The sequence below is a fragment of the Candidatus Hydrogenedentota bacterium genome (assembly GCA_016791475.1).
Lineage (GTDB): Bacteria > Hydrogenedentota > Hydrogenedentia > Hydrogenedentales > JAEUWI01 > JAEUWI01.
Map to the genome: position 1 here is coordinate 1 of JAEUWI010000007.1, position 14,442 is coordinate 14,442.

Annotated in this window: 10 protein-coding genes; 7 read left to right on the top strand and 3 right to left on the bottom strand. The window is 59.9% G+C overall.

All coding sequences use genetic code 11. The features are described 5' to 3' along the window. The 3 genes from JNK74_05210 to JNK74_05220 all read right to left on the bottom strand — a co-directional run. A partial coding sequence (locus JNK74_05210) for a hypothetical protein (protein ID MBL7645572.1) occupies positions 1–3,647 on the bottom strand: 3,647 nt, incomplete at its 3' end. Between the two features lie 305 nt (positions 3,648–3,952). After that, on the bottom strand, positions 3,953–5,011 hold the full coding sequence (locus JNK74_05215) for a methyltransferase domain-containing protein (GenBank protein ID MBL7645573.1): 1,059 nt from the start codon (positions 5,009–5,011) through the stop codon (positions 3,953–3,955). A gap of 91 nt (positions 5,012–5,102) precedes the next feature. After that, positions 5,103–5,684: a TetR/AcrR family transcriptional regulator gene (locus JNK74_05220; GenBank protein ID MBL7645574.1), complete on the bottom strand. Its 582-nt coding sequence runs from the start codon at positions 5,682–5,684 to the stop codon at positions 5,103–5,105. A 197-nt stretch (positions 5,685–5,881) separates the two neighbouring features. On the opposite strand from JNK74_05220, the gene JNK74_05225 reads away from it, so the two are divergent. The 7 genes from JNK74_05225 (at position 5,882) to JNK74_05255 (ending at position 14,436) form a co-directional block, all read left to right on the top strand. Continuing rightward, the gene (locus JNK74_05225; GenBank protein ID MBL7645575.1) at positions 5,882–7,819 is read left to right on the top strand and encodes a DUF1592 domain-containing protein; all 1,938 of its coding nucleotides are present in this window, start codon (positions 5,882–5,884) and stop codon (positions 7,817–7,819) included. 71 nt (positions 7,820–7,890) lie between these two features. Then, positions 7,891–8,151: a type II toxin-antitoxin system RelB/DinJ family antitoxin gene (locus JNK74_05230; GenBank protein ID MBL7645576.1), complete on the top strand. Its 261-nt coding sequence runs from the start codon at positions 7,891–7,893 to the stop codon at positions 8,149–8,151. Further along, positions 8,151–8,423 carry a type II toxin-antitoxin system YafQ family toxin gene (locus tag JNK74_05235; protein ID MBL7645577.1) on the top strand — a complete coding sequence of 91 codons (273 nt, stop codon included), beginning with the start codon at positions 8,151–8,153 and terminating at the stop codon, positions 8,421–8,423. Before JNK74_05230 ends, JNK74_05235 begins: the two co-directional genes overlap by 1 nt. A gap of 423 nt (positions 8,424–8,846) precedes the next feature. Beyond that, on the top strand, positions 8,847–10,169 hold the full coding sequence (locus JNK74_05240; protein MBL7645578.1) for a DUF1552 domain-containing protein: 1,323 nt from the start codon (positions 8,847–8,849) through the stop codon (positions 10,167–10,169). A gap of 223 nt (positions 10,170–10,392) precedes the next feature. Beyond that, positions 10,393–11,895 carry a metallophosphoesterase gene (locus JNK74_05245; GenBank protein MBL7645579.1) on the top strand — a complete coding sequence of 501 codons (1,503 nt, stop codon included), beginning with the start codon at positions 10,393–10,395 and terminating at the stop codon, positions 11,893–11,895. Positions 11,896–11,913: 18 nt separating this feature from the next. After that, complete coding sequence (locus tag JNK74_05250) at positions 11,914–12,642, top strand: hypothetical protein (protein ID MBL7645580.1); 729 nt, start codon at positions 11,914–11,916, stop codon at positions 12,640–12,642. A 27-nt stretch (positions 12,643–12,669) separates the two neighbouring features. Then, entirely contained in the window at positions 12,670–14,436 is a 1,767-nt protein-coding gene (locus JNK74_05255; protein ID MBL7645581.1) for a YHYH protein, read from the top strand. The last annotated feature ends 6 nt before the right edge of the window (positions 14,437–14,442 follow it).

Sequence of the window (14,442 nt, forward strand, 5' to 3'; positions counted from 1 at the left end):
CCTTCACCCTCACCCTCACCCTCACCCTCACCCTCACCCTCACCCTCACCTTCACCTTCACCTTCACCTTCACCTTCACCCTCGCCCTCGCCCTCGCCTTCACCCGCATTACCCTCGCCATGAAGGACCAATCCGCCATTCGTTTCTGTGAACGCGACTCGGTTCACAAAGAAATCCGTCAGCGAAGTCGCATCAATCAGGCTGAGGCTTCCGTCCGCGACGAAGGTGAGCGAGGCATCGTTGGTGAAATACACGCCCGTCAAATCGCGGAAGTTTATTGCCCCGCCATTGGTGGCGGAAATGCCGAGGCTGGCACTGCAACTCGGTATCTCGATCCAAATCGTAAAGAGCTGAGGCAGGTCAATTATGGACCCCAGGCCGTCGGCCGACAGAAAGGTATCATCGGCGCAGTTTGCGCTTTGCACAATCGTTGCGACGTTCGGCAGCGTTACCTGTGCGCCGCCGGTGACCGCGATTTGAAGACTGTCGATATCCGCCAGCAGCGGGGCAGCGAATGTGCCTGTGCCGTCCACGGTCAGGATGCCCATGTTGGTGTTCGTTGATCGGTAGGACGCAAGCTCCGGAACATCGAGCGTTCCGCCCGTCGCTACCGTGACGGAACTCGTCGTCAGCGTCGTCAGGGAAGGGAGATTCCAGGTGTCCCCTGCCAGAACGGAGATCTGCGAATCGCTCACCGTAGCGAGCGCGTCGAAAGCTACGGCATCGCCCACGTCGGGCACGTCGAAGAAGACTTCAGAAACCGTGGCGAGACTGGGTGCGGTCAATCCTCCGCCGTCGAACACACGGAAGCGGCCTTTCGCAACGGAAGCAAGGGACGGCAGCGACATGGACGCGTCGGCGCTCACATCAAAGTCGGTTCTGGAGACCGTGGTCAGACTCGACAGATCGATGGCGCCGCCCGAGCGCACGTCGAAGGAAAAAGTACTCAGATTCTCAGCGGTAACGGTCTCAAGGGCCGACAAGTCCAAGGTTCCACCATCGGACGCTTCCACAAAGGGGGTTTCGGTGCAATTGGGCGGGTTTACGTTAATCGAGACCAGCGCCGGGAGGCTGAGCACAGAATTCTCTCCGGAAACGGAAAAGATCGCGTCACTGGCGCACAGCAGGTTCCAGTTGCACTCGGTTACGGCGGGCATTTCCACATTGGCGCCACCATCGATCCGGGCCCGCAGGTTGGAGATGTCGCTCAGCATCGGTACGGAAAACAAGCTGACGCCGGATACCCTCAGCCCGAAATCGCTCGCGTTGTCAAAGGTGAAGCTTTCCAGCGAAGTTGCTTCAAGGCCGGCGCCGTCCGGGATTGTAACGACCGTATTAAACATGGAAGTGAGCCCGGGGAGGCTCCATACGCCACCCTCGGCGACCAGGATGTTGGAGTTGGTGATCGTGGTCAGGCCATCGAAAGCCACAGCGCCCCCGGTGCTGACGATGGAAATATCGGAGTCGGCTACGGTCGCCAAGGTCGCCGACGTCAACAAGCCTCCGGGTGACACGGTGATCGTGCAGCCCGTCAAAGATTCCAACTTTGGCAAATTCAATGCGGATGACTCGTCTATGTTAAGGACGGTCTCCGTTGCCGACTCGAGCGATTCCAAATTGATTTCGCCGTCGCCGGACAGGTCGAACCTCAACCGGTCCCGGTCGCTCGTTGTAATGGTTTCGAGGTCTGGCAAGTTGAGCGAGCTGCCATTCAAGGATTGGATGATCGGCACAGCGCCGCAGTCCAGTGCGCCAAGATTGATGCTGCTGAGGTTCGGGAGGCTAAGAATGGAACCATCGTCCACCACGATCAATACTCGGTTGGCACAATAATTCCACTCATAGGAAAAAACCGACGGCAGGACTACGATCGCATCCAACACCAATCGGAAACGCAGGTTGGTGATGTTCGAAAGCTGCTCGGCGTTAAAGTCCCCCGTGCCACTGACGGTAAGAATGGTCGAGCCGTTATCGGAAGTGAAGCTGGTTAGCGCGGGCAGGTTCAGCGCCGCGTCTTCCGGAACCGTGACGGACGTGTTCAGGAGCGTGGTTACCCCGGGAAGGGACCAATCATCCGCTTCCATGAGTGTAAGAGCGGTATTCGAGATGGTCTGCAGCGAATCGAAGGAAACGCTGCCACCGACGTTGTTTGAACTCAGGGTGACCGCGTCCATCGTCAGGAGGTTGTCGGCGGTCAAGGCGCCACCCGGGAGAACTTCGAAAAGACCGTGGGAGAACGTCGCCAGCGCCGGGAAGTCGATTGTTATGGACGCGTCAATTTCGATATTGGTGTTCGTGGCGGTCTGCAGCGAAGAAAAATCCATTTCCCCACTCGTTTCGAGGTCAATGTTAAGATGATCGTCTTCGCCTGTAGCCACTATAGAGGTCAAGCCGGACAGGTCGATCTGTCCGCCCATTGAAGCTTTGATCCATGGCTCACCCGCGCAATTCGGCGTATTGAGGGTGAGTGTATCGATTCCAGAAAGGCCAAGAGAGGATCCGGCGCCGTCCGACAGGAACACAATGGGGCTGCCGCACGCCGCGAATTCATAATTCGTGACCAGCGGAAGCGAAAGTGTGGCGCCGTCCAGAACCTCGATCCGCAAATTATCGATGTCGACCAGCATCGGCGCAAGCATTTCGCCCGTGCCGGTGATGCTCAGCAAGGCGTCCGCACCCCCTTCCACGGTGTAGCTGTTCAATGCGGGGACGTTCAGCGTGCCGCCGTCCTGAATGGTCACGGCGACGTTGAGCATGGTGTTCAATTCCGGTAGATCCCAGGTGCCTCCCTCGATCAGGGTGAGCCCCACAAATCGGATCGCTTTCAAGCCATTAAACGCGACGTCTCCGTTGATGTTTGTCGCAGAGATGGTAACGTTTTCGATACTGGCGAGATTGGCGGCGGTAAGTCCGCCGCCATCGGCCACGTCGATGGAGCCATTGGCGGCGCTCACTAGGGCAGGCAGATCGAGCGACGAAGTCGCGTCCACCTGGAAGACGGCGCTGTTCGCGATTTCCAGCGCGGAAAGATCCATCTCGCCGCCTCCGGCAAGATTGAACTTCAATTTGCTGGATGAGGCTATGGAAAAGCCTTCGAGTGCGGGTAGATTGAGCATCCCGCCGTTCGTGGCCTGCAGGAGGGGAATTGAAAAACACTCCGGCGCGGCAAGATTGATCGATTGCAGATTGGGGAGACTCAGGAGCGAGTTCGCTCCATCCGCCGTGAAAAGGGTATCGTCACCACACTGGCCCCGTGTGTACGTGGTGACGTTGGGAAAGGTCGCCTGGCCATCGTCCGATACCACGAGCCTGGAATCATCGATAATCGTGGGACCGTTGGCCACAAATACGGAACTGCTTCCAGAAATCGTCAGAATCGCATTGCCGCTCAGCGTGAGTGAGCCTTCAATGGCGAAATCGCCAACGAATGTAACCTGCGCGCCGTTGATGGTGACATTGTCCGAAGGTTGGGGGACCTGATTGTTGCTCCAATTGCCCGCCGTGAGCCAGTCCCCGCTCGATGGACCCGTCCAGAAGACGTCCTCCGCCGCCGCGGGCAGCACCGAGAGGACTGGCGCCAGCGCCGCGACAAGAAGAAAGACGAGGTCAGGGGCGCGCATTGCATCGAAGCGGTTGGAGAAGGACATGGCGAACTCCATGGTATTGGCGCGATAGTGCCGCCGTCTTGGGAGACTCACTGCAGTGAAGACAAAAGCCCAGATAGTCGTGCGCGGTCATTATTGATCAGACACACCGATTAGTCAATAGTATTCGGCGAAGGAGGTGGCGCAGAAATAGACAGAGCTGATAGAGTGGAGAGCTACTATTGTGTCGGGGCGTAGAAAGGGTGGCAGGGGGCGAAGAAAACCTGCAGCGACGCGGTCGATCCTCAGGCTGGTTGGCGTGGGCGAATATTGGGGCGGGCCGAGCCGGGCCCGCCCCGTGGGCTAGGTTAGTTTTTCGCTTCCAGCACCAGGTTGAAGGGGCTTTCGGCGGCGAGGCGCACGTTGCGGTAGCCGCCTTCGGCGAGGACCGCGCGGAGTTTGGATTGTCCCGCCTGGGCCCCGAGGGCGAGGCCCACTTCCTGGCTGAGGGAGGAGGGTGTGCAGATGGCGGTGGAGGCGGCGTAGAAGGCGCGGCTTACCGGGTTCAGGTTGTGCTCCAGGTGGTCGTGGGCAAAGGGCTCCACGATGAGCAGTGTGCCGTCGGCCTTGAGCTGCGTGCGGGCGTGGGCCACGGCACCCACGGGATCGCCCATGTCGTGGAGGCAATCGAAATAGGCGATAAGGTCGTAGGGTCCGCCGGAAAGGGCCTTTGCGGCGGCGACCTCAAAGCGCACGTTGCTCAGTCCCGCTTCGCTGGCGAGCTTGCGCGCTTCCACGATGGAAGGTTCGTGGTAGTCAAAGCCGAAGAAGCTGCTCTCCGGGTAGGCCTTTGCCATGAGGACGGTGGAGTAGCCATAGCCGCAGCCCACATCCGCCACGCGGGCGCCCGCCTCCAATTTCGGTACCACGCCCTCCAACGCGGGCAGCCAGGTCTCCACCAGATTCGCGCGGTAACCGGTCTGGAGAAATTTCGCCGTGCCGCAGAAGAGACAGCCGTCGTGGTTGCCCCAGTCGATGCCCTGGCCCGACTGAAAGGCGGCGTCCAGCTTGTGACCGTCGCGGATCACGGAGATGGAGGTGGTGAATCCCCCCAGGAGGTAGACCGGGCTTTCCTCGTCCACGAAGATCATTTCCTGCTCGGGGGAGAGGGAGAACTGCGTCGTGGCGGGGTCATAGGTCACATAGCCCGAGGCCGCCTGGGCCGAGAGCCACTCGCGGAGGTAGCGCTCGGCGCACCCGGTGCGCTCGGCGAGTTCCTCCGAGGTGGCGGGTCCTTCCGCCAGGGCCTTGAAGAGGCCGAGGCGCTCCCCGGCCGCCACCAGGGCCGCGTTGGAAATGGCGCCCACGTCGTTGATTACGGTGCCCGCCAGGGCATGAAGTTTTTCCAAATCGATGGTTGTCTGCATGATGCTGTTCCTTTCGTTCACTGTGGTGTGTTCTGCCCAACACGTAGTTCTTCTAAACCGACCAGTTGGTTTAGTGTACAGGTAAAATTTTTTATGCGTACTTCAGGCCATCCAGGTAAGTCCGAAACTGGCGCAGGGCCGCCGGGATGCGTTCGGGGTCGTTGTAAGCCCTTGCCAGGACGATACTTCCCTCCAGGGTGGCGATATAATGCTCGGCCACCTGAAGCGGGGTCACCGGGCAAGACACCGGCAACAGCGCCTGAAACATCGGAGCCAGACCGGTGATGATGTCATCGAAGAGCCGGACCACTTCCGCCCGAATCCGGGGATGGGACTCGGCCATGTCCACCACGAAGGTGGCCAGCAGACAGCCCTGCTTCCAGTGATCCGCCGCAAGCGCCTCCGTGTGGGTGAGAAAGCCATCGGCCCGCTTCGCGGGATCGGCCTCGCTGGCAAAGGCGCCGTCCATCAACAGCGCCGTGCCGTTGGCGTAATAGACCCGCAGCGTCTCCAGCCCGAGATCTTCCTTGGATTCAAAATAGTGGTAGAAGCTGCCTTTGCTCACACCGGCGCGCTCGCAGATCTGGTCCACGGTGGTGGAGGGAAAGCCCTGCTCTGCGATGAGTGCCAGGGCGGCCTCGATTAGTTTGTCTTTGGCGGTAATACGACTCATGGTGTAATTTTAGACTGACTAGTCGGTTTTGTCAAGGGCGCTGCGGATTTACGGAAATAGATTGGGCCCGGTGAAACCTTCTGGTACAATTGTGCATCCAAACCATTGGGATAACCACAATCTCGCCAGAGCCTCCGGGCTCGCGGCGCGGAACTTACTGTTGCCCGCCGGGGGGCGCAACTGAACGGGAATTGACCGTGATCAAGAAGTTGAGCGATTACGTTTTGTCTGCCGGGGCCTCGCTGGGCCTTTCGGGGCTTGTTTTGCTTTCCGTCGCCGCGCGGGCCGAGGATGAGATCCCTTTCGAGACTGCGGTTCGTCCGCTGGTGGTGAAATACTGCACGGAGTGTCACGATGCGGATGTGACGAAGGGCGACCTAAACCTGGATCGCTTCACCACGCGGGATCAGGCGATTGATTCGCTGGCGCTGTGGCAGCGGGCGGGGATGCGGATCGAAAACAAGGAAATGCCGCCGCGCAAGGAAGAGAACCAGCCCACCGATGAGGAGCGGGCGCTGCTGACGAAGTGGATCGGCACACTCCAGATCGACGAGGCGGACTGTAATCTGCTGGCGAATGAAGAGTCCGTGGCGTGGTACAGCGGCGACGTGATGAGCCGGCGTCTGAACCGGATGGAGTATGAGTACACCCTGCGCGATCTGCTGGGCGTTGAGCTGAGCGTGGCGCATTTATTTCCTGCGGACGGCGCGGGCGGCGAGGGCTTCGACAACGACGGCGCGGCGCTTTTCCTCTCGGCGATCCAGATGGAGAAATACCTCGCGGGCGCGGATGTGGCGCTGGAGACGGCCCTGCCGGAGCGCGCGGAAGAAGCCGGGGAGCGTTTGGCGAAATTGATTCCCGTGCAACCTTCGGGGAGCCTGTCCGCGCGCGACGCGGCGAAACAGGTGCTGGAGGCTTTTGCCTACCGCGCCTGGCGCAAGCCACCGCCTGCGGAGTCGCTTGAAGGCTTGTTGCAGATGTTCGACCGCGGCCAGGCCCGGGGCGACAGCTATGAGAAGTCGATCAAGCTGGCGATGAAGGCCGCGCTGGTGTCGCCCCATTTCATGTTCCTCGCGGAGCCTCACCCGGAAGAGAAGGGCAACTATGCCCTGGGCGGCTACGAGCTGGCCTCGCGCCTGAGCTATTTCCTGTGGTCCAGCATGCCGGACGACGCGCTCCTGGCCTCCGCCGCTTCGGGCGCGCTTCAGGATCCCAACGAGATCCAGGCGCAGGTGAAGCGGATGCTGCTGGACCCGAAGGCCGAAGCGCTGGGCAAGCAATTCGGCGGGCAGTGGATGGGCATTTCCCAATTGGGCGAGATGGTGAAGCCCGACGAGAAGCGTTTCCCCGAGTATACGCCGGCCCTGCAGTCGGCCATGCGCGCCGAAGCCTACACCTACTTCAACAGCATCATCCGCGAAGACCGGAGTCTGCTGGAGTTGATCCAGTCGGACTACGCCTATGTGAACAAGGACCTGGCGGCTATCTACGGGATCCCCGGTGTGGAGGGCGAGGCCCTCCAACGCGTGCAATTGGCCGATGCGAGCCGGGGCGGGCTGCTGGGCATGGGGGCCATGCTGATGCAGACGTCGCACCCCCTCCGCACGAGCCCGGTGCTCCGAGGCAAGTGGGTGATGGAGACGATACTGGGTGCCCACGTGCCGCCGCCGCCGCCCAACGTGCCCGCGCTGCCGGAAGACGACCACAATACGGCGGGACTGACCTTCCGCCAGCAGCTTGAAGTGCACCGCGAGAACGCCGAGTGCGCCGGATGCCACAGTAAGATGGACCCGCTGGGCTTTGGCCTGGAAAACTATGACCCCATCGGACGCTGGCGCGCGACTCAGGCCGACCAGCCCATCGACGCCTCCGGCGTGTTACCCACCGGCGAGACCTTTAACGGACCGGCGGAATTGAAGACGATTCTGCTGAATCAGAAAGACGCCTTCGCGAATAACTTTACGCGGAAGATGCTGGGTTATGCCCTGGGCCGGGGACTGAACCGCTTCGACAATTGCGTGGTGGACGACAGCATGGAGGCGCTGCGGGCGAATGACTACAAGCCCAGCGCACTGATCAGCCAGATTGTGTTGAGCTATCCGTTCCGGCACCGATACAGCAGCGGGACGAATTGAAGAAATCTGATCGGTCGGCAGCAGGATGTGTCCCGTTTGTGCTACAATTGTTTCAGCACGGAGAAAATAGCATGAGCAAGAGCGCCGTAGTGCGGGCACGTATTGAGCCCGAGTTGAAGGAAAATGCCGAAGCCATACTCGATCAGCTTGGGCTGAATCCTACACAGGCCATCACGATATTCTACCGTCAGGTTGAATTGCGAGGCGGCCTCCCGTTCGATGTGTCCATTCCCAATGCCGCGACGCGGCGAGTTTTCGAATCGACGGACGCGGGCCGCGAACTCGTCGTATGTGACGACGCGGAGGATATGTTCGCGCGACTGGGTATCTGATGTTGACTCCGATTTATACTCGCCAATTCGAGAAGGATGTGAAGCGAGCAAGGAAACAGGGTAAGAATCTGGAAAAGTTCAAAATCATTGCAAGCGCCTTACTCGACGAGCAACCATTGGATCCGATCCATCGCGATCATCGTCTGGTCGGGGCCTATGCGGGACGCCGTGAATGTCATATGGAGTCGGATTGGCTCTTGATCTATAAATTGGAACCACCAAAGCTAATATTCGAGCGAATGGGAAGACATTCCGATCTTTTCAAGAAGTGAATCGGGATTCTTCGCTGTGTCTTGGAGGCGTTGCGGGCGAACGAGTATCGGCCTGGCGCGCTGATCAACCAGATTGTATTGAGCTATCCGTTCCGGCATCGGTACAGCAGCGGGACGAGTTGATTTGTTACCACGAAGAACACGAAGAGCACGAAGAAAATAGAGGAAGGGTGGTGGAGGGAAAAACCTGGAGCGCCCTTTGCGTCTTCGCGCCTTTGCGTGATTCTATTGAAAATTTCTCACGCAAAGACGCAGAGCCGCAAAGGTAGGAATTGGAAATGTTTTCATCGTGTGCATCGCGGTGAGACCTGGTTGTATGCCGCAAAGGCCCGAGGTTATAGTAGTTCGCAGTAAGAAACAACGGGATTTACCATGAACATTATCAAGAATCACCGGATCTCCCGGCGCACGATGTTGCGCGGCATGGGCGCGGCCTTGGCCCTGCCCGCCCTCGACCTGATGATGCCCGCGCGGGCGTCGGCGGCCGCCAAAGCGCCCGTTCGCATGGCCTGCCTCTATTTCCCCAACGGTGTCTGGCAGGACAACTGGATCCCCAAGGAGTCCGGGCACAACTACACCATGCCCTACTCACTGGAGCCACTGGCGGAGTTGAAAAAGGACTTTAACGTGTTCTCCGGTCTGGACAAGGCCAACAGCCGCCAGGGCGACGGGCACTATGCGAAGACAGCAAACTTTCTCACGGGCGAACCCGTGGCCAAGACCACCGGCAAGAATATCAGTGCCGGCGGTATCTCCATGGACCAGCTCGCCGCGCAGCAACTGGGTCATTTGACGCCCCTGCCCTCCATGGAGCTGGGCATCGACCCGGTGATCTCCGGCATCGACAGCAACGTGGGTTTCACGCGCCTCTACGGCTCTTACATCTCGTGGCGTTCGGCCACTCAACCCGTGGCGAAGGAGATCAATCCCCGCTTCGCCTATGAGCGTCTCTTCGGCAGCAAAGACGGTGGCGGTGTGGTCGCGAATGCGGATTTCCAGAGCTTTCTCGATCTTGCGCTGGAGGATGCGAAGCGCCTGCGCGGCCAGCTCGGCCGGGATGATCAGGTGAAGCTGGACGAATATATGGATTCCGTGCGCGCCGTGGAAGAGCGGATCGCATTTGCGTTGAAGCCCGATCCGCGAGACTGGAAGCCCGATACCCCGGCGGATCTGCCGGGATCGCCGGTGGTGCCCGCGAGCTTTGAAGAGCACGTACGCATCATGATGGACCTCATGGTGCTCGCCTTCCAAACCGACTCCACGCGGGTCATGTCCTTCATGTTTGCCAACGACGTGTCGGGCCGAAATTTCTCCTTCGTGCCCGGCGTGAGCGGCGGCCACCACGACATGTCGCACCACGAGCACAAGGAAGAAAAAATCAAGCAGTACAGCGAGATCAACCGCTGGCACTGCGGGCAGTACGCCTACCTGCTCAACAAGCTCAAGGCCATTCCCGAGGGCGAAGGCAACCTGTTGGACAACAGCATGATCCTCTTCGGCTCCAGCATTTCCGATGGCAACCGCCACGACCCGAACAACCTGCCCATCCTCGTGGCGGGCAAGGGGGGCGGCGTTTTCGAGACCGGCCAGCACGTGGCCAGCCCGAAGAACACGCCCCTGTGCAACCTCTACCACACGATGCTCGGTGCCATGGGCGTGGAGACAGAATCCTTCGGCGACAGCAACGGCGTTTTGAAAGATGCGCTGGTCTCGGAGCGGTATTGCGATCGGAACGGGATCTGCTGAGGATCGGCGACAGAGCGTTTTTTGAAAAGGCCCTTCGGGGCCTTTTTTATTGTTGCGCTGCAACAAGACCGATGGGTTCCAGCGGGGATCCGGTTATCGGGTTCCACATTACAAAATTGTAATCCTGGGAGGGGAACCTGCGCTCGATGCGGGTGTTTAGATGGGGCAACAGGGCATGGCGCCCGCGCACATCTAAGCCGCAACGAGCACAGGATTCTGCCAAGTGAAGTATACCCGTATAACAGTATTGGCTCTGGCTGCCTTCAGCGTGGCGGTAGTCTGCGTGCAGGGGCAGGATTTGCCGAAGTCCGGACCCCGTCGCGCGAAGGAAAAGGGGGCGGGTCGGCAGGGACAGCAAAGCGGCGGCGCATCTCCCCAGTCCTTTTCGTTCCACACCGAAGTGCCGGCCCACGACGCAGATATCGTGTTGTGCCGACCAACCGCAACAGGGGTTACAGCGAGCGTGCTGGTCTATGCCGGAGCCTCAGGCCAGATTCGCTTCGGCCTGACCGCCGAGAAGCTGGACCAGCAATCACCAGTTCAGGCTTTAACCGCCGGTGAGCCGGCCTCGATAGTGCTGGATGGTCTCATGCCGGATCGGCAGTACTTTTACCAGTTCGAGGCCCGCAGTGAGAATGGCCAGTTGCTTGCGTCGCCCCCCGTTTCGAGTTTTCACACCCAGCGCGCCCCCGGAAGCGCCTTTACCTTTGCGATTCAGGCGGACTCGCACCTGGACGGGGCGACCAACCCTGCCGTGTATCTGGAGACCTTGAACAACGAACGGGAGGCAAAGGCGGACTTTCTGATCGACCTGGGCGACACGTTTATGACGGACAAGCATCCGGATCGGGAATCCGCCCACCGGCAATATCTGGCGCAGCGTTACTACTTCGGCCAGGTAGCCCACGCCACCCCGCTGTTTCTGGTGCTTGGGAATCACGACGGCGAATCAGGACGACTGGCGGCGGGTCCGGACAGTCTGGGCGTCTGGTCCAATGGGAGGCGAAAGAAGTACTTTCCCAATCCGGTACCCGACGGCTTCTACACCGGTAACAGTGCAGCCCATGCAGAGGCGGGCATGCTGGAGAACTACTACGCGTGGACCTGGGGCGATGCGCTTTTCGTCGTTCTCGATCCCTTTTGGTATACGGGCACGAGCAATCGTGGGCCGACGGCCTTCTGGGATCGAAGCCTGGGCGAGGCGCAATACGGTTGGCTGGTGCAGACCCTTTCCCAGAGCAAGGCGGCGCACAAGTTTGTCTTCATTCACCATCTGGTCGGCGGCGCGGACAAGAACGCGCGCGGTGGAGCGGAGGCCTCACACTTTTTCGAGTGGGGCGGTCACGAGCTGGACGGAAGCGAAGCATTTGACGCCAGGCGTCCGGGTTGGTCGGAACCCATTCACGATCTGATGCTGAGTCAAGGCGTATCGGCCGTGTTTCACGGGCACGATCACTTCTTTATGAAGCAGGAGCGCGACGGTGTGGTGTATCAACTCTTGCCGCAACCCGGCCACAAGGGTCAGGGTAGTTCGCGGAGCGCGGCAGAGTACGGCTACATCTCGGGTGACATTGAAACGGGCTCGGGCTATCTGCGCGTTTCAGTTCGCCCCGAGTCGGCCACAGTGGCGTTTATGAGGACGCCCCTGAGCGCGGGCGGCAGTGGGGCGTTACCGAACGCAGAGGTGGCCTATGAATATACGATTCCCGCCCGCGGTGCAAAGTGAATGGAAAGGATAAGGACGATGAGACAGCGACGTGGACAGGTACTCATGGTTGTGTTTTCGATCGTGGCGCTATGCCTCGGGTGTCGTGCACCGGCTCAACCCGCGCGTGAAGCGAAACCCCGGAAGCCAACCCTACAGGACACGGTCAAACTAACCGTATACGCAGACAATTGGTTTCAACTCTACATCAACGGCGAGCTGGTGGCCGTGGATCCGATTCGCTTCCTGCCCCACAATGTCGTTTCGGTCGATGTCCTTCCCGACTACCCCATGACCATCGCGGTGATGGCCTGCGACAATGCGGACTCGAAAACAGGGATGGAGTACGCCAACACCAACGTGGGCGATGGCGGATTTATTCTCAAGCTGGGCGACGGCACCGTTTCCAATGTCTCATGGAAGACCCGGGTGGTTTCCAGAGGTCCTGTGAGCGCCCAGGGCTCCCAGCCGAGGGCGGAGCACGAGCCACTTCCCGAAGGCTGGTACTTGCCGGAATTCGACGACAGCGCCTGGGAGGCCGCAACCGAGTACAGCCAGGCCGAAGTGGATCCAAAGGGGCCCTACTTCGAGCACGATTTTTCGGGGGCGCGATTCATCTGGGGTCGGGACTTGAAGATCGACAACACGGTGCTGTTCCGCTGCACTGTGACTGCGCCGCCTGATGGTGTGGCCCGGCCAGATTTCAGCGGGATCAATGATTTGCCCATGAACGCCCCCGGCGCAAACGGAAAACGGCGTCAGGGCTAAGGCCGACTGACGCGACTGGAGAGAGAAATGAAGAGCCGAACTATTCTTGTATTGCTGTACGCGCTTGCGTTGCTTCCGGTGTCCACCGTATTCGCCCATGCGGGCCATGGGGAGTCCAGTTCAGACTATCGGCAGTGGTCTGATTCGGTTGGGGCCCATCAGTGGGATGCTGCCTTTGTGCTGGAACGAAATGGGACCGTGTTGTTGCGGAAACCCGACGACAGTATGGTGCGCGTAGGGATGGAAGAGCTCAGTGACAACGATAGAAGCTGGGTGGTGCAGCGCGTCGCCCGTATTCACGCGCTCAACATGACGCTTGCCGCACCCGCCGACGCGCCGGGTCAGTCTGCCCCAGCGTCCGCCGGAGAAGGAAAAGTACCGGTGCCCGTGCGCTACTTTGAGCCTTTTGTGCCGCATGTTTCCGTTACCTGGAACGATACCCACCTGGTCGTTGAGTCCGACGGCATGCCGGATCACCCCATGATGGTGGGGATCCGCGCTTGGAATCAGCAGGTGCCGCTTCCGCAGGCCTACCGGGGCAACAACGCCTTTCGTATACCCATTAATCCGCAGGTGGCTCCTTCGTCCACTCCGGCCCCATACCTTAATGCGATCGCGGTGGCGGTAAACGGTGTGCCAATCTTTCATCCAATCAAGCAGGACGGCCGCACCGACACCGTCGCCAATGGCGAGCTCGATGAGTATGGCGGACACTCGGGTCGCGCGGATGATTATCACTACCATATTGCACCGCGTCACTTGGAAAAAATTGTGGGCGAAGGGAATCCGGTGGCCTACTCCCTTGACGGCTATCCGATCGTAGTGGCGAAGGAGGAGCAAGGTCGACCCGTGGTAACCCTGGATGAGAATCACGGGCATCTTGACGGGGCGGGAAATTACAGCTACTACAGTACGACGGCCTTCCCCTATCTGAATATCAGTTACCGCGGCGTGGTCGATCTGGAGAATCGGCCACGGGCATTGGGTGTCCGGCCCTACACGCAACCGTTGCAGGGCGCGCGCATTACAGAATTCGAGAAAGTCGCCGATGGAAGCTATCGTCTCACCTATGATGTGGCGGGGGCGACAGGTTCCATTGCCTACACCGTTGGAAATGATGGCGCACGGTTCACCTTTACGGGCGCCGATGGGACTTCGACAAGCGAGTCTTATCCACCGGCATCCGAGGGCCGCGGTGGTAAAGGGGGTGGTGGCGATGGAGGCGGCAATAAGGAAGGCGGGAAAAGGGGTGGTGGCAACAAGGGAGGCGGCAATAAAGGAGGGGGCAACCGAGGTGGTGGCCCTGTTGTTGAGGGTGGCGGTTCTGCGTCGTCCCCGCGCGAAGGCTCCCGCGGGCCTGCCCCATCGGGTGATGGCGAGCCGCGCCAACCGTGGATTCTGGCCCACGCGGCCGAACTCGACACTGATCAGGACGGCGCTATCTCGCGCGCTGAGGTGACGCTGGAAGCCAACCGCGCGTTTGACGGCTACGACGGGAACAAAGATGACTCGCTCAGTTCCGACGAACTCGCCAAACAGTCCAGTGTTCGCTCCGCCATGGGAGGTTTCATTAAAGGCCACGCGAAAGAGGTCAATCAAAACGGGGACGCCGGACTCACCCGGGATGAACTCCTGGCGGTGGCCACGCGGATGTTTGACCGAATGGACAGCGACGGCGACGGAATAGCTTCCGCCACCGAATTGAAGGCGTCGCAGCGTGGAGCCGGACAAGAGTCGAAGGGTCGGCGAAACAACCAGAATGGCGCGGAAGACCGCAGCCGGTCGGGAGAATAGAGCATC

Excerpts from the sequence above, each read along its gene's own strand:
- JNK74_05215 (MBL7645573.1), bottom strand. The coding sequence starts at position 5,011 with ATGCAGACAACCATCGATTTGGAAAAACTTCATGCCCTGGCGGGCACC.
- JNK74_05220 (MBL7645574.1), bottom strand. The coding sequence starts at position 5,684 with ATGAGTCGTATTACCGCCAAAGACAAACTAATCGAGGCCGCCCTGGCA.
- JNK74_05230 (MBL7645576.1), top strand. The coding sequence starts at position 7,891 with ATGAGCAAGAGCGCCGTAGTGCGGGCACGTATTGAGCCCGAGTTGAAG.
- JNK74_05235 (MBL7645577.1), top strand. The coding sequence starts at position 8,151 with ATGTTGACTCCGATTTATACTCGCCAATTCGAGAAGGATGTGAAGCGA.
- JNK74_05240 (MBL7645578.1), top strand. The coding sequence starts at position 8,847 with ATGGGCGCGGCCTTGGCCCTGCCCGCCCTCGACCTGATGATGCCCGCG.
- JNK74_05250 (MBL7645580.1), top strand. The coding sequence starts at position 11,914 with ATGAGACAGCGACGTGGACAGGTACTCATGGTTGTGTTTTCGATCGTG.
- JNK74_05255 (MBL7645581.1), top strand. The coding sequence starts at position 12,670 with ATGAAGAGCCGAACTATTCTTGTATTGCTGTACGCGCTTGCGTTGCTT.